23 protein-coding genes are annotated in these 25262 nt (G+C 72.7%); 10 read left to right on the plus strand and 13 right to left on the minus strand.

Going from position 1 to position 25262, the window contains the following annotated elements; all coding sequences use genetic code 11:
* Positions 1-530: 530 nt before the first annotated feature.
* The gene (gene trpS / locus ACIQU3_RS33565) at positions 531-1559 is read left to right on the plus strand and encodes a tryptophan--tRNA ligase (RefSeq protein ID WP_403742059.1); all 1029 of its coding nucleotides are present in this window, start codon (positions 531-533) and stop codon (positions 1557-1559) included.
* A gap of 45 nt (positions 1560-1604) precedes the next feature.
* Here trpS and proC read toward each other — a convergent pair whose 3' ends face one another.
* The 7 genes from proC to ACIQU3_RS33600 form a co-directional block, all read right to left on the minus strand.
* Positions 1605-2417 (minus strand): pyrroline-5-carboxylate reductase, encoded by an 813-nt coding sequence (proC, locus tag ACIQU3_RS33570; RefSeq protein WP_403742063.1) that lies wholly within the window; start codon positions 2415-2417, stop codon positions 1605-1607.
* Positions 2418-2521: 104 nt separating this feature from the next.
* Positions 2522-3304 (minus strand): ABC transporter permease, encoded by a 783-nt coding sequence (locus ACIQU3_RS33575; protein ID WP_403742067.1) that lies wholly within the window; start codon positions 3302-3304, stop codon positions 2522-2524.
* Complete coding sequence (locus tag ACIQU3_RS33580) at positions 3301-4104, minus strand: ABC transporter ATP-binding protein (RefSeq protein ID WP_403742070.1); 804 nt, start codon at positions 4102-4104, stop codon at positions 3301-3303. Before ACIQU3_RS33580 ends, ACIQU3_RS33575 begins: the two co-directional genes overlap by 4 nt.
* 33 nt (positions 4105-4137) lie before the next feature.
* Positions 4138-4977 (minus strand): class I SAM-dependent methyltransferase, encoded by an 840-nt coding sequence (locus ACIQU3_RS33585; RefSeq protein ID WP_403742074.1) that lies wholly within the window; start codon positions 4975-4977, stop codon positions 4138-4140.
* A 186-nt stretch (positions 4978-5163) separates the two neighbouring features.
* Positions 5164-5730: an EamA/RhaT family transporter gene (locus ACIQU3_RS33590; RefSeq protein WP_403929362.1), complete on the minus strand. Its 567-nt coding sequence runs from the start codon at positions 5728-5730 to the stop codon at positions 5164-5166.
* A gap of 195 nt (positions 5731-5925) precedes the next feature.
* Positions 5926-6234: a hypothetical protein gene (locus ACIQU3_RS33595; RefSeq protein ID WP_403742579.1), complete on the minus strand. Its 309-nt coding sequence runs from the start codon at positions 6232-6234 to the stop codon at positions 5926-5928.
* Positions 6235-6289: 55 nt separating this feature from the next.
* Positions 6290-6610, minus strand: coding sequence for an SH3 domain-containing protein (locus ACIQU3_RS33600; RefSeq protein ID WP_403742080.1), 321 nt, complete (start codon positions 6608-6610; stop codon positions 6290-6292).
* Between the two features lie 181 nt (positions 6611-6791).
* On the opposite strand from ACIQU3_RS33600, the gene ACIQU3_RS33605 reads away from it, so the two are divergent.
* Entirely contained in the window at positions 6792-8972 is a 2181-nt protein-coding gene (locus tag ACIQU3_RS33605) for a serine/threonine-protein kinase (RefSeq protein ID WP_403929364.1), read from the plus strand.
* A gap of 65 nt (positions 8973-9037) precedes the next feature.
* Here ACIQU3_RS33605 and ilvD read toward each other — a convergent pair whose 3' ends face one another.
* The 4 genes from ilvD to ACIQU3_RS33625 all read right to left on the minus strand — a co-directional run bounded on the left by ilvD (position 9038) and on the right by ACIQU3_RS33625 (position 13542).
* Entirely contained in the window at positions 9038-10891 is a 1854-nt protein-coding gene (gene ilvD / locus ACIQU3_RS33610; RefSeq protein ID WP_403742086.1) for a dihydroxy-acid dehydratase, read from the minus strand.
* A 172-nt stretch (positions 10892-11063) separates the two neighbouring features.
* Complete coding sequence (locus ACIQU3_RS33615; RefSeq protein ID WP_403742092.1) at positions 11064-11693, minus strand: TetR family transcriptional regulator; 630 nt, start codon at positions 11691-11693, stop codon at positions 11064-11066.
* Positions 11690-12514, minus strand: coding sequence for a sugar phosphate isomerase/epimerase (locus ACIQU3_RS33620; protein WP_234850024.1), 825 nt, complete (start codon positions 12512-12514; stop codon positions 11690-11692). Before ACIQU3_RS33620 ends, ACIQU3_RS33615 begins: the two co-directional genes overlap by 4 nt.
* Positions 12515-12609: 95 nt before the next feature.
* Positions 12610-13542 (minus strand): Ppx/GppA family phosphatase, encoded by a 933-nt coding sequence (locus ACIQU3_RS33625; RefSeq protein WP_403742095.1) that lies wholly within the window; start codon positions 13540-13542, stop codon positions 12610-12612.
* An 83-nt stretch (positions 13543-13625) separates the two neighbouring features.
* On the opposite strand from ACIQU3_RS33625, the gene ACIQU3_RS33630 reads away from it, so the two are divergent.
* Complete coding sequence (locus ACIQU3_RS33630) at positions 13626-14426, plus strand: hypothetical protein (protein ID WP_403742098.1); 801 nt, start codon at positions 13626-13628, stop codon at positions 14424-14426.
* Positions 14427-14434: 8 nt separating this feature from the next.
* Here the strand turns inward: ACIQU3_RS33630 and ACIQU3_RS33635 are convergent, their stop codons facing one another.
* Positions 14435-16171, minus strand: a complete 1737-nt coding sequence (locus ACIQU3_RS33635) for a hypothetical protein (RefSeq protein ID WP_403929367.1) — start codon at positions 16169-16171, stop codon at positions 14435-14437.
* Between the two features lie 197 nt (positions 16172-16368).
* Between ACIQU3_RS33635 and radA the strand changes: the two genes are divergently transcribed.
* Positions 16369-17778 (plus strand): DNA repair protein RadA, encoded by a 1410-nt coding sequence (gene radA / locus ACIQU3_RS33640; protein ID WP_403742104.1) that lies wholly within the window; start codon positions 16369-16371, stop codon positions 17776-17778.
* Between the two features lie 80 nt (positions 17779-17858).
* Positions 17859-18983 (plus strand): DNA integrity scanning diadenylate cyclase DisA, encoded by a 1125-nt coding sequence (gene disA / locus ACIQU3_RS33645; RefSeq protein WP_403742109.1) that lies wholly within the window; start codon positions 17859-17861, stop codon positions 18981-18983.
* A 110-nt stretch (positions 18984-19093) separates the two neighbouring features.
* On the opposite strand, the gene ACIQU3_RS33650 is transcribed toward disA, so the two are convergent.
* Positions 19094-19951, minus strand: coding sequence for a hypothetical protein (locus ACIQU3_RS33650; protein WP_403929370.1), 858 nt, complete (start codon positions 19949-19951; stop codon positions 19094-19096).
* A 634-nt stretch (positions 19952-20585) separates the two neighbouring features.
* Between ACIQU3_RS33650 and ACIQU3_RS33655 the strand changes: the two genes are divergently transcribed.
* The 5 genes from ACIQU3_RS33655 to cseC all read left to right on the plus strand — a co-directional run bounded on the left by ACIQU3_RS33655 (position 20586) and on the right by cseC (position 25248).
* Positions 20586-21530, plus strand: a complete 945-nt coding sequence (locus ACIQU3_RS33655; protein WP_403929373.1) for an A/G-specific adenine glycosylase — start codon at positions 20586-20588, stop codon at positions 21528-21530.
* 294 nt (positions 21531-21824) lie between these two features.
* On the plus strand, positions 21825-22364 hold the full coding sequence (locus ACIQU3_RS33660) for a SigE family RNA polymerase sigma factor (RefSeq protein ID WP_030251439.1): 540 nt from the start codon (positions 21825-21827) through the stop codon (positions 22362-22364).
* A complete protein-coding gene (locus ACIQU3_RS33665) occupies positions 22352-23008 on the plus strand; it encodes a hypothetical protein (protein ID WP_403742117.1) in 657 nt (218 codons plus the stop codon). Before ACIQU3_RS33660 ends, ACIQU3_RS33665 begins: the two co-directional genes overlap by 13 nt.
* Before the next feature lie 168 nt (positions 23009-23176).
* Positions 23177-23878: a two-component system response regulator CseB gene (gene cseB, locus ACIQU3_RS33670; RefSeq protein ID WP_403742119.1), complete on the plus strand. Its 702-nt coding sequence runs from the start codon at positions 23177-23179 to the stop codon at positions 23876-23878.
* Between the two features lie 14 nt (positions 23879-23892).
* On the plus strand, positions 23893-25248 hold the full coding sequence (cseC, locus tag ACIQU3_RS33675) for a two-component system sensor histidine kinase CseC (RefSeq protein WP_403742122.1): 1356 nt from the start codon (positions 23893-23895) through the stop codon (positions 25246-25248).
* Positions 25249-25262: the final 14 nt, after the last annotated feature.

Here is a 25262-nt window from a genome sequence, read left to right on the forward strand (position 1 = left end):
TTTCCCTTTCCGGCGGTTCCGACTCTATCAGATCCTTTCGGGCCTGATCCCCGGTCAGCGGGGTTTGTCTTTGCGGCTGTTGGGCCGTTCCGACGAGTGAGACTTTAGCGGATTCCCCGGCTCCCGAGCGAATCGGGGGCCGCGTCCTTTCGAACGTGGATTCCTCATTCCGTAAATACACATGCCAATGAAGCGACGGCAGACGTACTGCGCATCGATGAATGGTGGGTACTTGCGGAGTGGCCGCCCGGGGACCGACCGGAGTCGGCGCTCACGTCGGGCAACTCGGAGAACACTACGGACGGGGGTAGGACGTGTCAACTCGGGGGCGGACGGCGCTCCCGGGGCGTAGCGTGGGCTGCATGACGACGCGTACGTGCACCCAGCTGTGGTGGGCCGCCTGACGGCGGCCGTCCTTACGTATGCACTCAACGGCCGCCGCTTCGGCGGCCGTTTTCGTTTCTCCCTCCCGGATCCACGGAAGGGGCGGCCGCCCGGGGCGGCGGTCCCGACCAGGAGGTGGAGGAGAGATGACGCGGGTCTTCAGCGGGGTCAAGCCGACGGGGCATCTGACGCTGGGGAACTACCTGGGGGCGATGCGGCGGTGGGCCGCCGTGGACCAGCACGAGGCCGAGGCCTTGTTCTGTGTCGTCGATCTGCACGCGCTGACCGTGGACCACGATCCGGCGCGGGTACGCAGGCTGAGCCGGCAGTCGGCGACGCTGCTGCTGGCGGCCGGGCTGGATCCGGAGCTGTGCACGGTGTTCGTGCAGAGCCACGTGGACGAGCACGCCCGGCTGTCGTACGTGCTGGAGTGCGTGGCCACCGACGGTGAGATGCGGCGGATGATCCAGTACAAGGAGAAGGCCGCGCGGGAGCAGCGGCGGGGCGGGAGTGTGCGGCTGTCGCTGCTGACGTATCCCGTGCTGATGGCGGCGGACATCCTGGCGTACGGGGCCGGCGCGGTGCCGGTCGGGGACGATCAGCGGCAGCACGTGGAGCTCGCGCGGGATCTCGCCGTGCGGTTCAACCAGCGCTACGGCCATACGTTCGTGGTGCCCCGGGCCACGCGGCCGGGCGTGGCGGCGCGGGTGATGAATCTGCAGGACCCGGCGTCGAAGATGGGCAAGAGCGATGACGTCGGGCCGGGGATCGTCTATCTGCTGGACGAGCCGGACGTGGTGCGGAAGAAGGTCATGCGGGCGGTGACCGACAGCGGGCGGGAGGTCGTCTACGACCGGGAGGACCGGCCGGGGCTCGCCAATCTGCTGGAGATCCTCGCCGCGTGCACCGGCGGGGGTCCCGAGGAGCTGGCCGGGGCGTACACGTCGTACGGGGATCTGAAGAAGGACACCGCCGAGGCCGTGGTGGAGGTGCTCCGACCCCTACAGGAAAGGCACAAGGAGTTGTGCGCGGATCCCGCGTATGTGGAAGGGGTGCTGCGGGACGGGGCCGCGCGGGCTCGGGGGATGGCCCGGCCGACGGTGGATGCCGCGTATCGGGCGATCGGGTTGCTGCCGGCCGTGGCGGAGGAGGCCGGGGCCGTGGTGGCGGTGTGAGGTGACGCCGCTGTGGGGGCGGGTGGTGGTCCCGCCCCCGGGTGCTCAGCTGTTGTTTCCGGAGGCCAGGGCGCGGCTGCGGTCGCGTGCGGCTTCGAGGGCGGCGATGAGGGCTGCCCGTACGCCGTGGTTCTCCAGTTCGCGGATGGCGTTGATCGTCGTGCCGGCGGGGGACGTGACGTTCTCGCGGAGCTTGACGGGGTGTTCGCCGCTGTCGCGGAGCATCGTCGCGGCGCCGATGGCGGACTGGACGATGAGGTCGTGGGCCTTGTCGCGGGGCAGGCCGAGGAGGATGCCGGCGTCGGTCATGGCTTCGACCAGGTAGAAGAAGTACGCCGGGCCCGAGCCGGAGAGGGCGGTGCAGGCGTCCTGCTGGGACTCGGGGACGCGGAGTGTCTTGCCGACGGCGCCGAAGATCTCCTCGGTGTGGGCGAGGTGGTCGGCGGTGGCGTGGGTGCCGGCGGAGATGACGGACATGGCCTCGTCGACGAGCGCGGGGGTGTTCGTCATGACGCGGACGACCGGGGTGCCGGGGGCCAGACGCTCCTCGAAGTAGGCCGTGGGGATGCCGGCGGCGCCGCTGATGACCAGGCGGTCGGCGGGGACGTGCGGGGCGAGCTCGTCGAGGAGGGTGCCCATGTCCTGCGGCTTGACCGTGAGGATCAGGGTGTCGGCGGTCTTGGCGGCCTCGGGGTTGGTGACCGGGGTGACGCCGTAGCGGGTGCGGAGCTCCTCGGCTCGTTCCTGGCGGCGGGCGGTGACCAGGAGGTCGGACGGGGTCCAGCCGGCGCGGATCATTCCGCTGAGCAGGGCTTCGCCGATCTTGCCGGTGCCGAGGACTGCGACTTTCTGGGTCATGGCGCGGGGTGCCTCCGAAGGGTGCGTCGTCCGGGGTCCATCCTCGCATCGGGGGGTGGGGGACGGCTCGGGTGTCCGCTGGACGGGATGTCGCGCCGGGGCGACTACGCCGTACGGCGCCTGAGGGTCGCCGCGCCCAGGGTCAGGACCAGGAGGGCGCAGCCGGCGACGATCAGGGCGTCCCGGACGAAGGTGGCGGTCATGTCGGTGTGACGCAGGACCTCGTTCATGCCGTCGACGGCGTAGGACATGGGCAGGACGTCGGAGATGGCTTCGAGGACCGGGTGCATGTTGTCGCGCGGGGTGAACAGGCCGCACAGGAGGAGCTGGGGGAAGATCACCGCCGGCATGAACTGGACCGCCTGGAACTCCGAGGCCGCGAAGGCCGAGACGAAGAGGCCGAGGGCAGTGCCGAGGAGGGCGTCGAGGAGGGCCACCAGGAGGAGGAGCCAGGGGCTGCCGGTGACGTCGAGGCCGAGGAACCAGACGGCGAGGCCCGTGGCCAGGGCGGACTGGATGATCGCGAGGGTGCCGAAGGCGAGGGCGTAGCCGGCGATGAGGTCGCCCTTGCCGAGGGGCATGGCGAGGAGGCGTTCGAGGGTGCCGGAGGTGCGTTCGCGCAGGGTGGCGATGGACGTCACCAGGAACATGGTGATGAGCGGGAAGATGCCGAGGAGGGACGCGCCGATGCTGTCGAAGGTGCGGGGGCTGCCGTCGAAGACGTAGCGCAGCAGGAGCAGCATCACGCAGGGGATGAGGAGCAGCAGCGCGATGGTGCGGGGGTCGTGGGTGAGCTGACGGACGACCCGGGCGGCGGTGGCGGTGGTGCGGGAGGCGTTCAGTGCCCTGGGTGGGGTGGTCGTCCTGGCCGGGGTGGTGGTGGTCATCGGGTCGTCTCCTTCGTGCGGGCTGCTGTCTTCGCCTGGTCCACCAGGTGCAGGAAGGCCTGCTCGACCGTGTCGGCACCGGTGCGGGTGCGCAGGGCGTCGGGGGTGTCTTCGGCCAGGAGTTCGCCGCCGCGCATGAGGAGGAGGCGGTGGCAGCGTTCGGCCTCGTCCATGACGTGGGAGGAGACGATGAGCGTGGCGCCGCGGCTTGTCGCGATGTCCTCGAAGAGGTTCCACAGGTCGCGGCGCAGGACCGGGTCGAGGCCGACGGTGGGTTCGTCGAGGACGAGCAGGTCGGGGGCGCCGAGGAGGGCGACGGCCAGGGAGACGCGGTTGCGCTGGCCGCCGGAGAGGTTGCCGGCGAGGGAGTCGGCGTGGGTGGTGAGGTCGACGTCGGCTATTGCGCGGGTGACGTCTTCGGTGCGGCGCCCGGCGGCGGCCCGGCCGGGGTGCAGGATCGCGGCGAAGTAGTCCAGGTTCTGGCGGACGGTCAGGTCGTCGTAGACCGACGGGGCCTGGGTGACGTAGCCGATGCGGGTGCGCAGGGCGGGGTGTCCGGCGGGCCGGCCGAGGACGTCGAGGGTGCCGGTGACCTTGGCCTGGGTGCCGACGAGGGCGCGCATGAGGGTCGACTTGCCGCACCCGGAGGGGCCGAGGAGGCCGGTGATCCGGCCCCGGGGGATGGTGAAGCCGAGGTTGCGCAGGACGGTGCGGGGACCGCGGACGACGGTGAGGTTCTCGGCGTGCACGGCCGGGCTGTCGGGGCCTGGGCGTGGCGAGCCGGGAGCATTATTCATCATGCGATGAATAATGCTCCCGGGGTGTCGGGGGCGTCAAGCGGCTGGGTGGCGAGCCGGGGTCGGGGCGAGGAGGAGTACGACGTCGTAGACCTCCTCCACGAAGCCGTCCGGGAAGGTGCGCAGGAGGTGCTCGCGCTCCTCGGCCAGGAACGACGCGGTGTGTTCCGGGTCGTGCACGAGGAAGACCGAGTGGCTGCCGATGTTGGCGAGGTGGGTGTCGACCGGGACGCGGCGGCTCCAGCGGACCGTTCGGCGGGTGAAGTCGAGGAGGCCGGTGGGGTCGGCGGCGCGGGCGTCGACGTTGCGTTTCTCGGCGGCGACGTCGATGTCGAAGTGACGCTGGGTGCGGGCGGCGGCCTCGGCGATCCAGGGGACGTCCGTTGCGTCGGTGTTCCACCAGAGGGCGAGGGCACCGGCGGGGCGCAGGACGCGCAGGGCTTCCGGGACGGCGCGGGACGAGTCGGTCCAGTGCCAGGCCTGGGCGTAGGTGACGAGGTCGACGGAGGCGTCGGTGAGGGGGAGGTCGTCTCCCGTGCCGCGGACGATCGGGACGCCGGGGAGGCTGCGGCGGAACTCGGCCGCCATGCCCTCGCCGGGTTCCACGGCGATGACGTGCGCGCCCCGTGCGTGGAGGAGGGCGGTGGCGATGCCGGTGCCGGCGCCGATGTCCGCGACGCGGGTGCCGGCGAGGGGGCGGCCGGTCAGTTCTTCCATCGCGTCGAAGAGGGCCGGGGGGTAGGAGGGGCGGTTGGCCGCGTACTGGGCGGCGGCGGCGTTGAAGGAGTGGGCCCGGGTGGCCCGGGCGGGCTCGGGAGTGGGGGGCAGGGTGGGGCCGGCTCCGGTGGGGTGATCGGCGGAGGGTGGGGTGGTCATACGGCCATGGTGGCCGGGGGTGGGGCGGCGGACGGTGAGATTTCGGTGAGTACTGCGGGAGTTGGGGGCCGCGACGACACACCGCGGGGCTCGACCGGCCCCGGCGCCGCACCCGTAGACCCAACTGGGCGCGCCCGAGGGCCCCGCCCGGTCGTCGGGCACGGGGGCCAGGGCGTGTCGTTTGGATCAGGTCGGCCGAGAGTGACTGCGCCTCTCGGGCGACGCCTGATCCAGACGACCCTGGGCGCGGCGGCGGTTCCTCGGGTTGCCCGAGCGGCGGGTGGTGCGCTTCTCGTACCGCTCGCGGGCCTCTTCGTACTCCTCGCGGTGCAGCTTCTCCCCGGGGGCCTCGGTGAGGGAGCGGAGGAAGTAGGCGAGGAGGGAGCCGACGAAGCCGACGGCCAGGAGACCGCGCAGGGACGCCTGGCGCTCGGGGTCGTGGCGGCCGGTGAAGCCGTCCCAGGTGTGGCGGAAGGCCATCGCGCTGCAGATCGCGAACATCGCGACCATGAGGACCGTGACGAAGCCGCCGATCGCGGCGATCTGCAGGCCCTGGTAGGCGAGGCGGAGCACGAGGCAGGAGGCGGCGGCGGTGGCCAGGGAGCCGACGGCCACGGCGATCCGACGGGGCGTGTAGCCGCGGTCGTGGTTTAGCCAGGTCGTGCCGAAGAAGCGCAGGGGCTCGGGGCGGGGGCCGGGGGTCCCGGCCCTGGAGCCCGCGGCGGCGGCAGGGGTGCTGTCGTCTGCACTCACGGGTCGATTATGACCCCTGCCGGGCCGCGGGCCGGGGGCGGGCCAGGCGCAGCGCGGGGCGACGTAACCCCGCTGCCGGACCAGGCGCAGCGCGGGGCGACGTAACCCCGCTGCCGGGCCAGGCGCAGCGCGGGGCGACGTAACCCCGCTGCCGGACCAGGCCCAGCGCGGGGCGACGTAGCCGTCGCTGGCGGGCTAGGCGCAGCGCGGGGCGACGTAGCCGTCGCTGCCCGTCTTCACGTAGGCGTCCGCGACGAACTGGCCGTTGCTGATGTTGTCCCAGATGTTCGACGTGCCGTACGTGCCGGTGACGGTGGTCCCGGGGGTCTGGCAGTAGATCGGTACCTGGGCGCCCACGGGGAGGTAGCGGACGATGCCGTACGAGGTGCCGGGGCCGCTGCGGACGGCGAGGCTGACGCCGGGCGCGACCGGGTAGTAGCGCACGGCAGCCTCCGCGGTGGCCGCGCCGACCATGAGGAGCGCGCCGGTGAGCCCCGCGAGCATCATGGATCTGCGTTTCAGGGAGGGCATGAGTGGTCCTCGTGCAGTAGCGGTGGCTTCAGGAGCAGCGCGGGCGGACGTAGCCGTCGCTGCCGGTGGCGACGTAGGAGTCCGCGACGTACTCGCCGTCGTCGATGTTGTCCCAGATGTTCGAGGTGCCGTACGGTCCCGCCACCGTGGTGCCGGGCCGCTGGCAGAAGATGGTGACCCTGGCTCCCTCGGGCAGGACGCGGACGATGCCGTAGCCGGTACCGGGGCCGCTGCGGACGTTCAGGCGGACGCCCGGGGCCACGGCGTACGAGCGCAGGGCCGACGCCGCCATGGTGACGGTCTCGCCCTCGCCCGCGCCCTCGAGTTCCTCGACATGGTCGACAGACATGTGTTTCTCCCCCGTTGAACCCCATGGCCGCCATGGGGTGCCGTTGATTCCCCCGAGTCGCACGATGAAACACATGTGCGCGACTCGTGCGTGGAGGCTAGCAAGCCGCCTCTGTCCCGTACGAGTCTTCGACTAGGCTCCGTGCGTCGCGCGCGCGGACGAACAGCACGGGGGTGGTTCCATGGCGCCGCAGCGGAATGCCGGAGCGGGCGTGGAAGCGGAACTTCCCGAACACGCCGGTCACTACCGCCTGGAGTCCCGTCTGGGCTCGGGCGGGATGGGTGTCGTGCACCTGGCCCGGAGCACCTCCGGGATGAAGCTCGCGGTGAAGGTCGTGCACGCCCAGTTCGCCAAGGACCCCGACTTCAGGGGGCGTTTCCGGCAGGAGGTGGCGGCGGCTCGCAGGGTGAGCGGCGCCTTCACGGCACCCGTCGTCGACGCCGACCCGGACAGCGGACGGCCCTGGATGGCGACGCTGTTCATCCCGGGTCCCACCTTGTCCGATCACGTCAAGCGGAACGGCCCCATGGAGCCGGCCCAACTGCGGCGGCTGATGGCGGGGTTGGCGGAGGCGCTGCGGGACATCCATCGCGCCGGGGTCGTCCACCGGGATCTGAAACCGAGCAACGTCCTGCTCGCCGACGACGGACCGAAGGTCATCGACTTCGGCATCTCCCGGCCGGTGGACAGCGAACTGCGCACCGAGACGGGGCGGTTGATCGGCACACCGCCCTTCATGGCGCCCGAGCAGTTCCGGCGCCCGCGCGAGGTGGGTCCGGCCGCCGACGTCTTCGCGCTCGGGTCGGTCATGGTGCACGCGGCCACGGGGCAGGGGCCGTTCGACTCCGACAGCCCGTACATCGTCGCGTACCAGGTGGTGCACGACGAGCCCGATCTGACCGGTGTACCGGACGAGGTGGCGCCGCTGGTACGGCGGTGCCTCGCGAAGGAGCCGGAGGAGCGGCCGACCCCGGACGAGCTGATGCGGGAACTGCGGTCGGTGGCCGCCTCGTACGACACGCAGTCGTTCATACCGGCTCAGCGGAGCTGGGACACCGAAGGGTCGGGACCGCCCACCGGGGGCCCCGCCCGTGCGGCGGAGGCCGACCCTGCGGTGGAAGCCGATCCTGCGGTGAAAGCCGGGCCCGCCGCGGAAGCCGGTCGTGCGGTGGGAGCCGGCCTTGGCCGGAAGCTGCGGCTCGGAAGGCGGGCGGCTCTCGCCGCCGGGGCGTTCGGTCTGGCCGTCGTCGGTGCCCTGGCCTCGCTGCCGTTGCTGGACGGTGACGGCGGCTCACCCCGGCCCGCTTCCCCGCGGACCACGTCCGCCGCGTTCAGCGGGTGGCGGACGACACCGGCGGCCGAGGACAGCGCCCCTCTGTGCTCGCACGGGGCGGGACGCCTGCTCTGTGCCACGTCCGGACTGGTCTTCGCCCTGGATCCGTCCGACGGTCACCTGCTGTGGCGGCACCCCGTCGGCACGGGGCCCCGGAAGGAACCGCCGGTGCTGGCGGGTGGACTCGTGCAGCCCTCGATGGACCCCGGGCGTCGCCTGGAGGCGTTCGATCCCGCCTCGGGCGAGGTGCGCTGGCAGCGGGACGCTCCCGGGGCCGGCAGTGCGGTGTACGCCGGCGGCATGCTCCTGTTCACGGGCACCGACGGGAAGGTCACCGGCGTGGACGGCGCCTCCGGTGACCCGCGGTGGAGCCACCGCATCCCCGGCCATGAGATGCCGTACGTCGCCACGTTCACCGGTGACCCGGCGGCGTACCTCTCCAGCGCGTCGGAGGACGGGAGGAGCACCCGGGTCACCGCCGTCGATCCGGAGACGGGCGACGTGCGGTCGGACGCCCGGCTCGACGGGACGCTGAAGCCCTTCGGCGCGACGGACGGATCGGTGTTCCTGCTGTCCCTGGACGCGGTGCACGGCGATGCGCGGGCCGTGGTCCGCTACACCCCGAAGACGGGGGAGACCCGGCGGGTGCCCCTCGCCGTCCCCCTCCAGCAGGCCCATGGCACGGTGCGCGGAAATACGGCCTACCTCCTGGGGACCGGGGGGACGCTGGTGGCCGTCGATCTCGAGGCGCGTGAGCAGCGGTGGGGTCTGGAGACGGGCATGATGCGGGGGTCCACGCCGGTCGCCGGTGACCGGTACGTGTACGTGACGGCGTCGGACGGACGGCTGCTCGCCGTCGACGCGCGGCGCGGGAAGCTGGCCGGGCAGACGTCCGCCCGGCCGGGCGACCGGTCGGACCGGATCGTGGCCGAGCTGCCCGAGCCCGTGGTCGTGCGCGACCGGGTCTACGGCAGCGCGCCGGACGGGACCGTCTTCGCCGTGAACGCGGACGATCCGGCTGCCTGGTAGCCGGCGGGCATGCGCGAGGGCCGCCCCCGCGGCGGGAGACGGCCCTCGGTGCGGGACGAGAAGGGTCAGCCCAGCTTGGACACGTCCCGGACCGCGCCCTTGTCGGCGCTCGTGGCCATCGCCGCGTAGGCGCGCAGGGCGGCGGAGACCTTGCGGTCACGGTTCTTCGGGGCGTACACGCCGTTCAGGGCCTGCTCGCGGCGGCCCAGTTCGGCGTCGTCCACCAGGAGCTCGATGGTGCGGCCCGGGATGTCGATGCGGATGCGGTCGCCGTCCTCGACCAGGGCGATGGTGCCGCCCGCGGCCGCCTCGGGCGAGGCGTGGCCGATGGACAGGCCGGAGGTGCCGCCGGAGAAGCGGCCGTCCGTGACCAGCGCGCAGGTCTTCCCGAGGCCGCGGCCCTTCAGGTACGAGGTCGGGTAGAGCATTTCCTGCATGCCGGGGCCGCCCTTGGGGCCCTCGTAGCGGATGACGACGACGTCGCCGTCCTTGACCTGCTGGGTGAGGATCTTCTGGACGGCCTCCTCCTGCGACTCACAGACGACGGCCGGGCCCTCGAAGGTCCAGATGGACTCGTCGACGCCGGCCGTCTTCACCACGCAGCCGTCGACGGCCAGGTTGCCCTTGAGGACCGCGAGGCCGCCGTCCTTGGAGTAGGCGTGCTCGGCGGAGCGGATGCAGCCGCCCTCGGCGTCCTCGTCCAGGGCCTCCCAGCGCTCGGACTGGGAGAAGGCCTCGGCGGAGCGGACGCAGCCGGGGGCCGCGTGCCACAGTTCGACGGCCTCGGCGGACGGGGAGCCGCCGCGCACGTCCCAGGTCTTCAGCCAGTCGGCGAGGGACGGGCTGTGCACCGAGTGCACGTCCTCGTTCAGCAGGCCCGCGCGGTGCAGCTCGCCGAGCAGGGCGGGGATGCCGCCGGCGCGGTGCACGTCCTCCATGTAGTACGTGCGGTCCTTGGCCACGTTGGGGGCGACCTTGGCCAGGCAGGGCACACGCCGGGAGACCTCGTTGATCTCGTCCAGGCCGAAGGGCACACCGGCCTCCTGGGCGGCGGCCAGCAGGTGCAGGATCGTGTTGGTGGAGCCGCCCATGGCGATGTCGAGGGCCATGGCGTTCTCGAAGGCCGCGAAGGACGCCACGCTGCGGGGCAGGACCGTCTCGTCGTCCTGCTCGTAGTAGCGGCGGGTGATGTCCATGACGGTGTTCGCCGCGTTGACGTACAGCTGCTTGCGGGCCGTGTGCGTGGCGAGGACCGAGCCGTTGCCCGGCAGGGACAGGCCGATGGCCTCGGTCAGGCAGTTCATCGAGTTGGCGGTGAACATGCCGGAGCAGGAGCCGCAGGTCGGGCAGGCGTTCTCCTCGATGCGGAGGATGTCCTCGTCCGAGATCTTGTCGTTCACCGCGTCGGAGATCGCGTCGACCAGGTCGAGCGTGCGGACGGTGCCGTCGACGAGCGTGGCGCGGCCGGACTCCATCGGGCCGCCGGAGACGAAGACCGTGGGGATGTTCAGCCGCAGGGCGGCGTTGAGCATGCCCGGGGTGATCTTGTCGCAGTTGGAGATGCAGATCAGGGCGTCCGCGCAGTGCGCCTCGACCATGTACTCCACGCTGTCCGCGATCAGGTCGCGGGAGGGCAGCGAGTAGAGCATGCCGCCGTGGCCCATGGCGATGCCGTCGTCGACGGCGATGGTGTTGAACTCGCGCGGGATGCCGCCGGCGGCGACGACCGCCTCGCTGACGATCCGGCCGACCGGCGCCAGGTGCGTGTGCCCGGGGACGAACTCGGTGAAGCTGTTGGCGACCGCGATGATCGGCTTGCGGCCGATGTCCCCGCCCGGTACACCGGAGGCGCGCATAAGGGCGCGGGCGCCCGCCATGTTGCGGCCGTGGGTGACTGTGCGGGACCTCAGCTCGGGCATCGTCGCTCGCTCCTTCAGAGACGTCGTCAGAGAGTTCGGGGATTTCTGACTGCTACCGAGCGTACGCCGGTCATCCAGTGGGCGGGACGATGTGTCCGGAATGCGGGACGCCCGTCTCGGACGACGGCACCCGGACGGCACCCCGACGGCGTCCCGACGGCCTCCACAGGCTTCACGGATCGGTCAGGTGTCCCTGTACGACCGGGGCCAGACGGGCGACGACCTGCTCCGGGTCCGCCGAGGCCAGCGGCTCGATCCTCAGGACGTAGCGCAGGATCGCGGTGCCCACGAGCTGCGCGGCGGCGAGCTCGGCCCGCAGCTCGGCGTCCGGCAGTTCCAGCTGCACGGCGATGCGGCGCAGCACCTGGGTGGCGATGATCCGCCGGAAGACGGCGGCCGCGGTCTCGTTGGTGAGGGCGGAGCGGACGATGGCGAGCAGCGGCGCGCGCGTCGCCGGGTTCTCCCAGATGCCGAAGAAGAAGCGGACCAGGCGCTCCCCCACCCCGTCGAGCGGGCCCTCCTCGATGGCCCGGGGCGCTTGCAGGGCGGGGCCGAAGGACTGGGTGATCGCCGCTTCGAAGACCTGTTCCTTCGTCCCGAAGTAGTGGTGCACGAGCGCCGAGTCGACCCCGGCGGACTTGGCGATGCCGCGCACGGACGTCTTCTCGTAGCCGCGCTCGGAGAACTCGTCGCGTGCGGCGGTCAGGATGCGGTCGCGGGTGTCGGCCGACTCCGTGCGCGGGGGGCGGCCGCGGCGGCGGGCGGCGCCGGACGCGCCGCCGGCCGGGGGCCGGCCGGTCATCGCCGCGGCACCTTCACGGCCGAGGCGAGGTGCAGGCGCGTGAAGGCCAGGGCCTCCGCCAGGTCGGCCTCGCGCTCCGCGCTCGACATCGCACGGCGGGTGTTGACCTCGATGACGACGTGCCCGTCGAAGCCGGTGAGGGCGAGCCGCTCCAGCACCTCGGCGCAGGGCTGGGTGCCGCGGCCCGGCACCAGGTGCTCGTCCTTGGCCGAGCCCCGTCCGTCGGCGAGGTGCACGTGGCCGAGGCGGTCCCCCATGCGGTCGACCATGTCGAGGGCGTCGGAGCGGGCCGTCGCGGTGTGGCTGAGGTCGATCGTGAAGTGCCGGTAGTCGTCCTTGGTGACGTCCCAGTCGGGGGCGTACGCGAGCATCTCGCGGTCGCGGTAGCGCCAGGGGTACATGTTCTCGACGGCGAACCGTACGTCCGTCTCGTTCGCCATGCGCCAGATGCCGGAGACGAAGTCACGGGCGTACTGGCGCTGCCAGCGGAACGGGGGGTGGACGACGACCGTGCTCGCGTCGAGCTTCTCGGCCGCCGCGCGGGCCCGCTGGAGCTTGGTCCACGGGTCGGTGGACCAGACGCGCTGCGTGATGAGCAGACAGGGGGCGTGCACGGCCAGGACCGGGATCTGGTGGTAGTCGCTGAGTCTGCGCAGGGCCTCGATGTCCTGGCTGACCGGGTCGGTCCAGACCATGACCTCGACTCCGTCGTAGCCGAGGCGCGCGGCGATCTCGAAGGCCGTGGCCGTCGACTCCGGGTAGACCGAGGCCGTCGACAGGGCGACCTTCGCGTCCGGGATCTTCACGGCTGGCTCTGCCATGCAGGACAGATTACGGGGTGTGGTCGGGGTGGGGTGGGGGGCCTCTTGGCCGTTGTGGTGTTTGCCATAGCGGCGGGCCCCCTACGCGGATTTCCTCACGCGGACTCCATGTGATCCAGGCGACGCAGGATCACGCCCTCCCGCAACGCCCAGGGGCATATCTCCACACGCTCCACGCCGAAGAGGTCCAGCGCGGCCTCGGCCACCAGGGCGCCTGCCAGGAGCTGCCCGGCCCGGCCCTCCGAGACGCCCGGCAGCTCCGAGCGCTCCCGCTCCGTCATGGCGGCCAGGCGCGGGACCCAGCCCTCCAGGGACTCCCGCTTGAGCTCGCGCTGGACGTAGAGGCCCTCGGCGGAGCGGGCGGCGCCGGCGATGCGGGCCAGCTGCTTGAAGGTCTTCGACGTGGCGACGACGTGGTCGGGGGTGCCGAGGCGACTGAACTCGCCGACCGTACGGGCGATCTCGGTGCGCACGTGGCGGCGCAGGGTGCGGACGTCCTCCGGGTCGGGCGGGTCACCGGGCAGCCAGCCGGCGGTCAGGCGCCCCGCGCCCAGCGGCAGCGAGGCGGCCGCGTCGGGCTCCTCGTCGATGCCGTAGGCGACCTCCAGGGAGCCGCCGCCGATGTCCAGGACCAGCAGCTTGCCGGCCGACCAGCCGAACCAGCGGCGGGCCGCGAGGAAGGTCAGCCGGGCCTCCTCCGAGCCGGTGAGGACCTGGAGCTCGACGCCGGTCTCGGTACGTACGCGTTCGAGCACGTCATCGGCGTTACGGGCCTCCCGTACAGCGGAGGTCGCGAACGGCAGGACCTCTTCGACGCCCTTGTCCTCGGCGGCCTGGAGCGCCTCCTTGATCACCGAGACCAGCCGGTCGACGCCGTGCGGGCCGATCGCGCCGTCGTCGTCGAGGAGCTGGGCGAGGCGCAGTTCCGCCTTGTGCGAGTGCGCGGGCAGCGGGCACGCGCCGGGGTGCGCGTCCACCACGAGCAGATGCACCGTGTTCGATCCCACGTCGAGGACACCGAGTCTCATGTACGGAACGCTACTGCCCACGGGGCCGTCTGCCGTCCTCGGTGGGGGTACAAGGCCCCTGCCCGGGCCCGTACCCTGGACGGGTGCCAAAGACGAAAAAGGCGAAGCGCGACAAATCACCGGCTGTCGTGGACTCCGACGAGAAGGGCCTCGACTTCGCTCGCGCATGGGTGGAGTTTCCTGATCCGGCGGACGACGAGCAGGTCTTCCGCTGCGATCTGACATGGCTGACCTCTCGCTGGAACTGCATCTTCGGCAGCGGCTGCCAGGGCATCCAGGCGGGCCGCGCGGACGACGGGTGCTGCACGTTGGGTGCCCACTTCTCCGACGAGGACGACGAGAAGCGCGTCGCCGGGCATGTGGCCAGGCTCACGCCGGACATCTGGCAGCACCACGCCGAGGGCGCGCGGGGCGGCTGGGTCTCCGAGGACGAGGACGGCGAGCGGCAGACGCGGCCCTACCAGGGCTCGTGCATCTTTCAGAACCGGCCCGGCTTCCCGGGCGGCGCGGGCTGCTCGCTGCACATCCTCGCCCTGAAGGAGGGCCGCGAGCCGCTGGAGACCAAGCCGGACGTGTGCTGGCAGCTGCCGGTGCGGCGGACGTACGAGTGGATCGACCGGCCCGACGACACGCGCGTGCTGCAGGTGTCGATCGGTGAGTACGACCGCCGGGGCTGGGGCCCGGGCGGCCACGACCTGCACTGGTGGTGCACGTCGGCGACCTCGGCGCACGGCGCGGGTGACCCGGTGTACGTCTCCTACCGGCCGGAGCTGATCGAGCTGATGGGCAAGGCCGGCTACGACCGGCTGGTCGAGCTGTGCGAGGAGCGCCTGGCCTCGCAGCTGCCGCTGGTGGCACCGCACCCCGCGGACCCGGTGGCCTGAAGCTCCGCCTACGACGTGACCGGGCTCGGGTCGCCGCTGTCCGAGGGCGGCGGCGCCGAGTCCGCCGGATCGGTCGGGCCGGGATCCGTGGGTGTGGGCGTGGGGTCCGGGCCGGTCGACGGGGGCGGGGTGGTCGGCGTCGGGTCGGGGTCCGGGGCGGTGGTCGTGGGCGTCGGGTCGGGGTGGGTCGGGGCCGGGTCGCCCGGGCCGCCGGGGCGCGGGCCCGGGTCCGGGCCCGGGTCCGCGGGGCTGGGCGCGGTGCCGTAGCCCTCGATGTGGACGACGGCGCCCACCGGTGCGACCGCCACCCGTGCCTTCCAGGGGCCGGCGGGCTCCCGGAGGTGATCGACGTAGACCTTGATCGTCACCGACTCGCCGGGCCGGAGCGTTCCCGAGGACCGGCTGAGGTAGAGCCAGCGGGCCCCGGTGGACGCGGACCAGCGGACCGGGGCCGGGCCGGTGGCGGTCAGGGTGACCAGGGTGGTGTCGCCGCTGTGGTCGGCCGTGACCTCCAGGGCGCTCGCGCGGCCCGCTCCGGCGACGCCGATGACCTCCACGGAGACGTCGGCCTTGCCGTCCTTGCCGAAGCGGGGGCCGGGGCGGGTGCTCGCGTTGCCCGTGTTCTCGTAGCCGCCGCCCGCCACCTCGCCGTCCAGGGCGAACGGGGCGTCCGCCTCACGCGCGGAGGCCGAGCCGCCGTCCTGGCCCTCGCCCACCGGGGTGCCGCGATAGGCGGCCCACAGGGCCAGCACAGGGGCGGCCACCACGGTGGCGACGACGGTCGTGGTGACGGCACGTGCGCGCAGCCGGTCCCTGCGGGCGGCGTGGTCCTTGGGGTCCACCGGGAAGCCGCGCCGGTCGAAGCGGGGCGCGGCGCTCCGCGCGCGCGGGTGGTGGCCCATGGCGACGTGCAGGGCCGCGCGGGGCGCCGGCAGGACGGGCAGTTCGGCGGGCGTCACGCTGGTGCCGGGCCAGCGGCCGGGGATGGCGCGCTCGGCGGTGCGGCGGCAGCGCGGGCAGTCGTCGACATGCCGGACGAGCTCGCGGCGCAGGGCCGTGCCGAGCACCAGCCGGTCGTCGCCGACGAGGTGCGCGACGCTCGGACACGCCCCCGTCTCGACCACGGCGAGAGCCGCGCGCGTGCGTTCCACCTCGCAGGCGGCGGAGGCGAGCAGGTCCCGGGCGGCGGCCGGGGCCATGCCGAGGACGGCGGCGACCTCGTGGGCGGCGAGGTGGTGACGCACGGCCAGTTCGAGCGCCTCACGCTGCTCCGGGGTGGTGCCGGCGGCCTCCGGCCAGGCCAGCAGGGCCAGTTCGCGACGGCGCCGCTCCTGGACCTCCTCGGAGACCGCGGGGGTGGCCGGGCTGTCGGCGCGCCGGCGGTCGGCACGGCCCGCGGCGTGGCTGCTCTGACGTTTCTGCTTGATCTCGGCCAGCTTGCGCAGGCACGCCCAGCGGGCCAGCGCGTAGAGCCAGGCCCTGCGGTCGGCGGATGCCTCGGGGGCCTGCCGGCCGCGGCGTTCGGCGAGCGCGAGGACGTCGCCCAGGGCCGCGGTCGCGGCCTCGTGGTCGCACAGCACCGACAGGCAGTAGGTGAACAGGCCGTCCAGGTAGGGCTCGTAGCTCGCGGGCGGCCGTTGCGCCAGCGTGCGCGCCGCCCCGCGGTCACGCGCTTCCCGGTGCGACCGGTGTGCGCCGGCCGAGCGGGTCGAGCGGGTCGAGATCTCCGGAGTACTGCTCGTCATTCGGCGACCGTAGGGGGCCGGGAGCGGCACCTTCCGGCGGCTTGAGCACATTTAATCCGTACGGGTGAAACGATCCCTCAATCGGGGACCTGCACCGGTCGTTCCACGGCCCGCAAGGCGTGGCGGGCCCGCGGCACGCTGGTGGGCGCCGCCGGCCGGGCTCCGCGATGTCAGTGCCTGCGGCTACGGTTCCGTCCATGGCTGCCCGTACGAAGACCACCAAGGACCGCCCGTCCTACCGCTGCACGGAGTGCGGCTGGCAGACGGCGAAGTGGCTCGGCCGCTGCCCCGAGTGCCAGGCCTGGGGGACGGTCGAGGAGTACGGCGCGCCCGCGGTGCGCACCACGACACCGGGCCGGGTCACCACCTCCGCCCTGCCCATCGGCCAGGTCGACGGACGGCAGGCCACCGCCCGTCCCACCGGCGTGCCCGAGCTGGACCGCGTGCTCGGCGGCGGGCTGGTGCCCGGCGCGGTGGTGCTGGTCGCGGGCGAGCCGGGCGTCGGCAAGTCGACGCTGCTGCTGGACGTGGCGGCCAAGTCGGCGAGCGACGAGCACCGCACGCTGTATGTCACCGGTGAGGAGTCGGCGAGCCAGGTCCGGCTGCGGGCCGACCGCATCGGCGCCATCGACGACCACCTGTACCTGGCGGCCGAGACGGACCTGGCGGCGGTGCTGGGCCACTTGGACGCGGTGAAGCCGTCGCTGCTGATCATGGACTCGGTGCAGACGGTGGCCTCCCCCGAGATCGACGGAGCACCCGGCGGCATGGCCCAGGTGCGGGAGGTCGCGGGCGCCCTCATCCGGGCCTCCAAGGAACGCGGCATGTCCACGCTGCTGGTGGGGCACGTCACCAAGGACGGCGCGATCGCGGGCCCGCGCCTGCTGGAGCACCTGGTGGACGTCGTCCTGCACTTCGAGGGCGACCGGCACGCGCGCCTGCGTCTGGTGCGCGGCGTCAAGAACCGCTACGGCACCACCGACGAGGTCGGCTGCTTCGAGCTGCACGACGAGGGCATCACGGGCCTGGCCGACCCGAGCGGGCTCTTCCTGACCCGCCGGGCCGAACCCGTCCCGGGCACCTGCCTGACCGTCACCCTGGAGGGCCGCCGCCCGCTGGTCGCCGAGGTCCAGGCGCTCACGGTCGACTCGCAGATCCCCTCCCCGCGCCGCACCACCTCGGGCCTGGAGACCTCCCGCGTCTCGATGATGCTGGCCGTGCTGGAACAGCGGGGCCGGATCAGCGCCTTGGGCAAAAGGGACATCTACTCCGCGACGGTCGGCGGGGTGAAGCTCTCGGAGCCGGCCGCCGACCTGGCCGTGGCCCTCGCCCTGGCGAGCGCCGCGAGTGACACACCTCTCCCGAAGAACCTCGTCGCGATCGGCGAAGTGGGTCTCGCGGGCGAGGTGAGACGGGTCACGGGCGTGCAGCGCAGACTGGCGGAGGCCCACCGTCTGGGCTTCACACATGCCCTGGTGCCGGGCGATCCGGGGAAGGTCCCGCCGGGCATGAAGGTCCTGGAAGTCGCGGACATAGGGGACGCCCTGCGGGTCCTTCCCCGCTCCCGTCGCCGAGAGGCCCCACAGGACGAGGAGGGTCGCCGGTAGACTTTGCCCTGGTCTCGCCCGTCCGTGCGAACCGAGCGCGCGACACGGGGGCGCCCAGAACCTGCGACCGGAGGAGTGCAGTGGCAGCCAACGACCGGGCTTCGTCTCCCGGAAAGTCCGGCGGGAGTGCCGGTACCGATGGCCTGATGCGCGCCTCCCTGAGCGCCGTGGCACCCGGCACCGCCTTGCGTGACGGCCTGGAGCGCGTGCTCCGCGGCAACACCGGCGGGCTCATCGTGCTCGGCTCCGACAAGACCGTCGAGACGCTGTGCAGCGGCGGTTTCGTGCTGGACGTCGAGTTCACCGCGACCCGTCTGCGCGAGCTGTGCAAGCTGGACGGCGGCATTGTGCTGTCCTCGGACCTGTCGAAGATCCTGCGCGCCGGCGTGCAGCTGGTGCCCGACCCGACCATTCCCACCGAGGAGACGGGCACCCGGCACCGCACGGCCGACCGCGTCAGCAAGCAGGTCGGCTTCCCGGTGGTCTCCGTCTCCCAGTCGATGCGGCTGATCGCCCTGTACGTCGACGGCCAGCGCCGCGTCCTGGAGGACTCGGCGGCGATCCTGTCCCGCGCCAACCAGGCGCTCGCGACCCTGGAGCGCTACAAGCTCCGCCTCGACGAGGTCGCGGGCACGCTGTCGGCGCTGGAGATCGAGGACCTGGTGACCGTCCGGGACGTCTCGGCGGTCGCCCAGCGCCTGGAGATGGTCCGTCGCATCGCCACGGAGATCGCCGAGTACGTGGTGGAGCTGGGCACGGACGGCCGACTGCTGGCCCTCCAGCTCGACGAGCTGATCGCGGGCGTGGAGCCCGAGCGCGAGCTGGTCGTGCGGGACTACGTCCCCGAACCCACCGCCAAACGCTCCCGCACGGTCGACGAGGCCCTCGCGGAACTCGACGCCCTCACTCATGCGGAGCTCCTCGAACTGTCCACGGTGGCCCGGGCGCTGGGCTACACCGGCGCGCCCGAGACGCTGGACTCGGCGGTGTCCCCGCGCGGGTTCCGCCTGCTCGCCAAGGTGCCCCGGCTGCCCGGAGCGATCATCGACCGCCTGGTCGAGCACTTCGGCGGGCTGCAGAAGCTGCTCGCCGCGAGCGTCGACGATCTGCAGACGGTGGACGGCGTGGGCGAGGCCCGGGCCCGCAGTGTCCGCGAGGGGCTGTCGCGGCTGGCGGAGTCGTCGATCCTGGAGCGGTACGTGTAGCGACGTGCAGGACACCGTGCCGAACGGCTGAGGGCGGTACCCGGAAACGGGTACCGCCCTCGTGCGTGCTCGACAGGCCCGACGGCCAGGGGCCGCTGCCCGCCGCAGCCCTAGTCGGCCGAGAGGACGAACGACGTCTGCACCTTCGCGAATCCCGGGGCCTTGGCTTCCACCAGGTACGTGCCCGCCCGGGCCGAGCCGGCCGGAGGCGTGGCGCACTTGGGAGCGCTCGGCTTGCGGTCCCACTTCACGGTGTAGGTGATGCCGCTGCCGGCGGCGACCCGGTACAGCTGGTGCGCGGCGGCCTTGGGGCAGTCCTCGGAGGCCCAGTAGCCGTCGTCGCTGCTCGCCGGGGCGATGGTGAACACCGCGTTCTTCGGGCCGAGATCGATCTTGCAGTCGCTGCCGGAGACGTTCCGTGCGGTCAGCAGGAACGTGGGCGTCTGCTCGGGGTCGTAGGTGTTGTGCCGGCTGCGCAGGCTGAACTGCACCGCGCTCGCCGTGCAGTTGGGGAGGGTGGAACCGGCGGGCAGGGTGTCGCCCGCGCCCACGCCGCCCGCGGTGGCGCCGCTCCCCGAGCCGCCGTCACCGCCGGCCCCCTCGGAGCCACCCGAGCCGGAACCGTCACCCGACCCGCTTCCCGAGCCGTCCCCGGAGCCGTCGCCCGGGTCGCCGCCGGAGCCGGACGACGAGCCGCCCGAGCCGCCGGAACCGCCGCCGCCCGACTCGTCGCGTCCGCCGGGTGCTTGGCTGATGGCCGGACCCGAACTCGACGGACCGGGCGTGATGGAGGGCGCGGGATTCTTGCCGTTGGCGCCGCTGTCGCCGTCCTTGTCGCCCCCGCCGCCCATCATCACGATCCAGGCGGTCAGCAGCGCCAACACGGCGACCACAGACACCAGTACGACCCTCCGACGCCAGTAGATGGAGGAGGGAAGCGGCCCGACCGGATTGCGCAGTGATCCCACGGCCCAAACCTTACGAGAGATCGGCACGTTCACCGGTCCCACCCGCCGCTACGACCTACAACTTTTCCGGATCATCATCCCGGAGATCGGTCCCCACCCCGGTCTCTCGTCGGATACGGGACGCGGTGATCGCGGGGTGTGACGGTTTCGGTCCGCCGCCTACCCTCCGTGATCACGCGCCGGACACCCCGATGTGGGTACAGCACAGGACCCGGACAGGGACATCGGGCCCGGATTGCCGATGGTCACCGCGCTGTTCACCGCGGACTGCGCCGTGCCCGCCACCACAGCCCCGCACATGCGCGACGATCGGCCCTCCGGGCCTTTGGTCACGGCGCGGTGCGTGCCGGCCCGGACACGGCGCCCGTCCCGTCGTGCGAGACGCCCGCGCGCCAGTGAGCCGGGCCGCACGGCGCGCAATCGGTCCACAACGCCCGGGCGCCGCGCGGTAGTTCGCGGCTCGGCTCCGACGGCACGCCTGGGCGGAGGGGTGGTTGAGGGCGGACGGGGAGGCCGAAGCGGCTCCGTCGCGCGATCGGCCACTCGAACAGACGCCTGCGATCACCGGGCGACCGCCCCGGCGGGGTGGCGGTGTGCCCGATTCGGCGCCTCACCATGGCACCATCGAAGAGCCATGACTGCTCCCACGAAGCCCCAGCACCCCACCGCCGACTCCCCCTCCGACCCCGCCTCCGGCCGGCCGCTCGGAGAGGATCTGCACTCCCCCGTCATCGACTGGTTCGGCGAGAACGCCCGCGACCTGCCGTGGCGGCGTCCCGAGGCCGGGGCGTGGGGGGTGATGGTCAGCGAGTTCATGCTCCAGCAGACGCCGGTGAGCCGTGTCCTGCCCGTCTACGAGCAGTGGCTGGAGCGGTGGCCGCGCCCCGCCGACCTCGCCAAGGAGGCCCCGGGCGAGGCCGTCCGGGCCTGGGGTCGGCTCGGCTACCCCCGCCGTGCGCTGCGGCTGCACGGCGCCGCCGTCGCCATAACGGAACGGCACGGCGGTGACGTACCGGCCGACCACGCCCAGCTGCTGGCGCTGCCCGGGATCGGCGAGTACACGGCCGCGGCCGTCGCCTCCTTCGCCTACGGACAGCGGCACCCGGTGCTGGACACCAACGTGCGCCGGGTGTTCGCCCGCGCGGTCACCGGCGTGCAGTACCCGCCGAACGCCACCACCGCCGCCGAGCGCAAACTGGCCCGCGCGCTGCTGCCCGAGGACGAGCCGACCGCCGCCCGCTGGGCCGCCGCCTCCATGGAGCTGGGCGCGCTGGTGTGCACGGCGAAGAGCGAGTCGTGCCACCGCTGCCCGATCGCCGCGCAGTGCGCGTGGCGGCTGGCGGGCAAGCCGGAGCACGACGGGCCGCCGCGCCGCGGCCAGAGCTACGCCGGCACCGACCGGCAGGTGCGCGGGCGGCTGCTCGCGGTGTTGCGGGAGTCCCACGGCCCCGTTCCGCAGGCGGCTCTGGACCGGGTGTGGCGCGAGCCGGTGCAGCGCGCCCGCGCCCTCGACGGTCTCGTCGCCGACGGTCTGGTGGAGCCGTTGGAGGGCGGTTCGTACCGGCTGCCGCTGGCCTGACGCACAGACACAGCACAGCGCGGGCCGCCGTCCGTCACAGTCCACGGCGCAGACCCAGGGTGGACAAACCGCCCCTAAACCGCCTCAACACCCCCACCGCTTTACCCCGTTCGGATTTCCGTTACACAACCGACGGACAGCCGAGCGCTGGCCGCAGGCTGCTTCGGACAGCGCCGTGACAACGCCTCCGTACCTTCAGATGCGTTCCCGGACGACACGGGACGACGCAAGACCACAGGCAGTACACGGGCGGCGGGGAGCCGGCCCGAACGGGGAAACGGGAGGCGGTTCACCATGGCGCAGGGCGAGGTGCTCGAGTTCGAGGAGTACGTCCGCACCCGGCAGGACGCGCTGCTGCGCAGTGCCCGCCGCCTGGTCCCGGACCCGACGGACGCGCAGGACCTGCTGCAGACGGCGCTGGTACGGACGTACGGCCGCTGGGAGACCATCGAGGACAAGCGGCTGGCCGACGCCTACCTGCGCCGGGTGATGATCAACACCCGTACGGAGTGGTGGCGGGCGCGGAAGCTGGAGGAGGTCCCGACCGAGCAGCTCCCGGACGCCTCGGTCGACGACGCCACCGAGCAGCACGCGGACCGCGCGCTGCTCATGGACATCCTGAAGGTCCTCGCCCCGAAACAGCGCAGTGTCGTGGTGCTGCGACACTGGGAGCAGATGTCCACGGAGGAAACGGCCGCCGCCCTCGGCATGTCGGCCGGAACGGTCAAGAGCACGCTGCACCGGGCGCTCGCCCGGCTCCGCGAGGAGCTGGAGTCCCGCGACCTGGACGCACGCGCGCTGGAGCGTGAGGAGCGGGAGCGGTGCGCGGCCTGACCGGCGAGGGTTCTGCACGGACCCGGGGCACTGTCCAGGCGGTGAGCGCGGCACTGGCCGTGCCCACCGCCCTCGCTCTTTTGGTGTCCGGGTGCGGTGCCAACGGCACCGGCGCCCGTGACGAGGGCCCGGCGCACGCCGACTCGGTGGCGGGCGCCGCCGCCGCGACTCCGTCCACCGCACCGTCGAAGTCGCCCGACACCGTGGACGCGGTCAAGCTCGTCAAGGACGACCCGAAGGTCGCGCCCGAGGTGAAGCGCGAGCTCAAGCCGTGCGTGGCCAACGAGTACCCGGTCGACGTCTCCTACGGCAATCTCACGAAAGGCTCCGCGGACGACGTCGTCGTCAACGTGCTGACGTGCGGTGACGCGGTGGGCGTCGGCAGCTACGTGTACCGCGAGCAGGGCGGCTCGTACGAGAACGTGTTCACGTCGGAGGAGCCGCCGGTCTACGCGGAGATCGACCGCGGCGACCTGGTGGTGACCAAGCAGGTGTACGACAAGGGTGACCCGGTGTCGAGCCCTTCCGGGGAGAACGTGATCACGTACAGATGGACCTCCGGCCACTTCGCCGAGAAGTACCGGACGCACAACGACTACGGGAAGGTCGCCGGCGACAGCGCGACGCCGGTGCCCGCGAGCTGACGCGCGCGCGGGGCCGCGTGACCCGATCGGGGACACTCGGACCGGCCTCCCGGTGAACGCATCGCCGGGCCCGTGCGTCCCAGCAGGAGAACGCACCTTCACCAACCGCATATGTGTGCCCCCACCAGAACGCACCCCCACGGACCACAGAGGACAGAGAGCACCGGGATGGCAGACCAGACCCACGTCCTGTTCGTCGAGGACGACGACGTCATCCGCGAGGCCACGCAGCTCGCCCTGGAACGGGACGGCTTCGTGGTCACCGCCATGCCCGACGGGCTGTCGGGTCTGGAGGCGTTCCGGGCGGACCGCCCCGACATCGCGCTGCTGGACGTCATGGTTCCCGGCCTGGACGGTGTCAGCCTCTGCCGCCGGATCCGTGACGAGTCGACCGTGCCGGTGATCATGCTGTCGGCACGGGCCGACTCCATCGACGTCGTGCTGGGCCTGGAGGCGGGTGCGGACGACTACGTCACCAAGCCGTTCGACGGTGCCGTCCTGGTCGCCCGGATCCGCGCGGTGCTGCGCCGCTTCGGACACGCGGGCGGTGGCCGGACCGAGGAGCCGGACGCCCCGGCGAGCGGCGGAGTACTGGCCTTCGGGGACCTGGAGGTCGACACCGAGGGCATGGAGGTCCGCCGCGCCGGGGAGCCGGTCGCGCTGACGCCGACCGAGATGCGGCTGCTGCTGGAGTTCTCCTCCGCGCCCGGCACGGTGCTCTCCCGGGACAAGCTGCTGGAACGGGTGTGGGACTACGGCTGGGGTGGGGACACCCGGGTCGTCGACGTGCATGTGCAGCGGCTGCGGCAGAAGATCGGCCAGGAACGGATCGAGACGGTCCGCGGCTTCGGCTACAAGTTGAAGGCCTGAGCAGGGGCAGGGATATGAGGGGGCACTTCCGGCGCCTGGTCGCCGCGGGCCTGGAGCGGGCGGGTATCCGCACGGGCCTCAGATGGAAGCTGAGCGCTGCCATCGCCCTGGTGGGCGCGCTGGTGGCGATCGCACTGAGCCTCGTGGTGCACAACGCCGCCCGGGTCTCGATGCTGGACAACGCGCGCGATCTCGCCGACGAGCGGATCATGATCGCCCAGCGCAACTTCGAGCTGTCGGGGCGGATGAACTTCCCCAACACCAAGATCAACGACCCGGATCTGCCGCATGCGCTGCGGGAGCGGGTGGAGGCGGGCCAGCGGGCGACGTACGTGGCGGACCGGCCGGGTGACGTGCCCGACATATGGGCCGCCGTGCCGCTGAAGAACGGGCAGGTGATGTCGCTGCACTCGGGCTTCACCGACCGCAGCTCGGACATCCTCCAGGACCTCGACCAGGCCCTGCTCATCGGGTCCATCGCGGTCGTCCTCGGCGGCAGCGCGCTCGGGGTGCTCATCGGCGGGCACCTCTCGCGGCGGCTGCGCAAGGCGGCGGTCGCGGCGAACCAGCTCGCGGGCGGCGAGACCGACGTGCGGGTGCGGGACGCCATGGGCGGGGTCGTACGCGACGAGACCGACGACCTGGCGAGCGCGGTGGACGCCATGTCGGACACGCTGCGCCAGCGCATCGAGGCCGAGCGGCGGGTCACCGCCGACATCGCGCACGAGCTGCGCACCCCGGTCACCGGCCTGCTCACCGCCGCCGAACTGCTGCCGCCCGGGCGCCCCACCGAACTGGTGCTGGACCGGGCCAAGGCCATGCGCACGCTGGTCGAGGACGTGCTGGAGGTGGCCCGGCTGGACGGGGCCTCGGAGCGGGCGGAGCTGCAGGACATCATGCTGGGCGAGTTCGTCGCCCGGCGGGTGGCGGCCAAGGACCGGGCCGTCGAGGTGCGCGTCGTGCACGAGTCGGAGGTCACCACCGACCCGCGTCGCCTCGAGCGCGTGCTGTTCAACCTCCTGGCCAACGCGGCCCGGCACGGCAAGCCGCCCATCGAGGTCAGCGTCGAGGGCCGGGTCATCCGCGTGCGCGACCACGGCCCGGGCTTCCCCGAGGACCTGCTCGCCGACGGGCCGAGCCGCTTCCGCACCGGCAGCAAGGACCGGGCCGGGCAGGGCCACGGGCTCGGCCTGACCATCGCGGCCGGGCAGGCCCGGGTGCTGGGCGCCCGGCTGACCTTCCGCAACGTCCGCACGCCCGGGACACCGGAGCACCTGCCGGCCGAGGGCGCGGTCGCCGTGCTGTGGCTGCCGGAGCACGCGCCGACCAACACGGGGAGCTACCCGATGCTGCCCGGCTCGGGAGCATAGGGCCGCGGGTCCCG

The organism is Streptomyces sp. NPDC101110 (assembly GCF_044759525.1).
In the GTDB taxonomy this organism is placed as follows: domain Bacteria; phylum Actinomycetota; class Actinomycetes; order Streptomycetales; family Streptomycetaceae; genus Streptomyces.

Coding starts and splice junctions, on each gene's coding strand:
- trpS (WP_403742059.1), top strand. CDS start 531: ATGACGCGGGTCTTCAGCGGGGTCAAGCCGACGGGGCATCTGACGCTG.
- proC (WP_403742063.1), bottom strand. CDS start 2,417: ATGACCCAGAAAGTCGCAGTCCTCGGCACCGGCAAGATCGGCGAAGCC.
- ACIQU3_RS33575 (WP_403742067.1), bottom strand. CDS start 3,304: ATGACCACCACCACCCCGGCCAGGACGACCACCCCACCCAGGGCACTG.
- ACIQU3_RS33580 (WP_403742070.1), bottom strand. CDS start 4,104: ATGATGAATAATGCTCCCGGCTCGCCACGCCCAGGCCCCGACAGCCCG.
- ACIQU3_RS33585 (WP_403742074.1), bottom strand. CDS start 4,977: ATGACCACCCCACCCTCCGCCGATCACCCCACCGGAGCCGGCCCCACC.
- ACIQU3_RS33595 (WP_403742579.1), bottom strand. CDS start 6,234: ATGCTCGCGGGGCTCACCGGCGCGCTCCTCATGGTCGGCGCGGCCACC.
- ACIQU3_RS33600 (WP_403742080.1), bottom strand. CDS start 6,610: ATGTCTGTCGACCATGTCGAGGAACTCGAGGGCGCGGGCGAGGGCGAG.
- ACIQU3_RS33605 (WP_403929364.1), top strand. CDS start 6,792: ATGGCGCCGCAGCGGAATGCCGGAGCGGGCGTGGAAGCGGAACTTCCC.
- ilvD (WP_403742086.1), bottom strand. CDS start 10,891: ATGCCCGAGCTGAGGTCCCGCACAGTCACCCACGGCCGCAACATGGCG.
- ACIQU3_RS33615 (WP_403742092.1), bottom strand. CDS start 11,693: ATGACCGGCCGGCCCCCGGCCGGCGGCGCGTCCGGCGCCGCCCGCCGC.
- ACIQU3_RS33620 (WP_234850024.1), bottom strand. CDS start 12,514: ATGGCAGAGCCAGCCGTGAAGATCCCGGACGCGAAGGTCGCCCTGTCG.
- ACIQU3_RS33625 (WP_403742095.1), bottom strand. CDS start 13,542: ATGAGACTCGGTGTCCTCGACGTGGGATCGAACACGGTGCATCTGCTC.
- ACIQU3_RS33635 (WP_403929367.1), bottom strand. CDS start 16,171: ATGACGAGCAGTACTCCGGAGATCTCGACCCGCTCGACCCGCTCGGCC.
- radA (WP_403742104.1), top strand. CDS start 16,369: ATGGCTGCCCGTACGAAGACCACCAAGGACCGCCCGTCCTACCGCTGC.
- ACIQU3_RS33655 (WP_403929373.1), top strand. CDS start 20,586: ATGACTGCTCCCACGAAGCCCCAGCACCCCACCGCCGACTCCCCCTCC.
- ACIQU3_RS33660 (WP_030251439.1), top strand. CDS start 21,825: ATGGCGCAGGGCGAGGTGCTCGAGTTCGAGGAGTACGTCCGCACCCGG.
- cseB (WP_403742119.1), top strand. CDS start 23,177: ATGGCAGACCAGACCCACGTCCTGTTCGTCGAGGACGACGACGTCATC.
- cseC (WP_403742122.1), top strand. CDS start 23,893: ATGAGGGGGCACTTCCGGCGCCTGGTCGCCGCGGGCCTGGAGCGGGCG.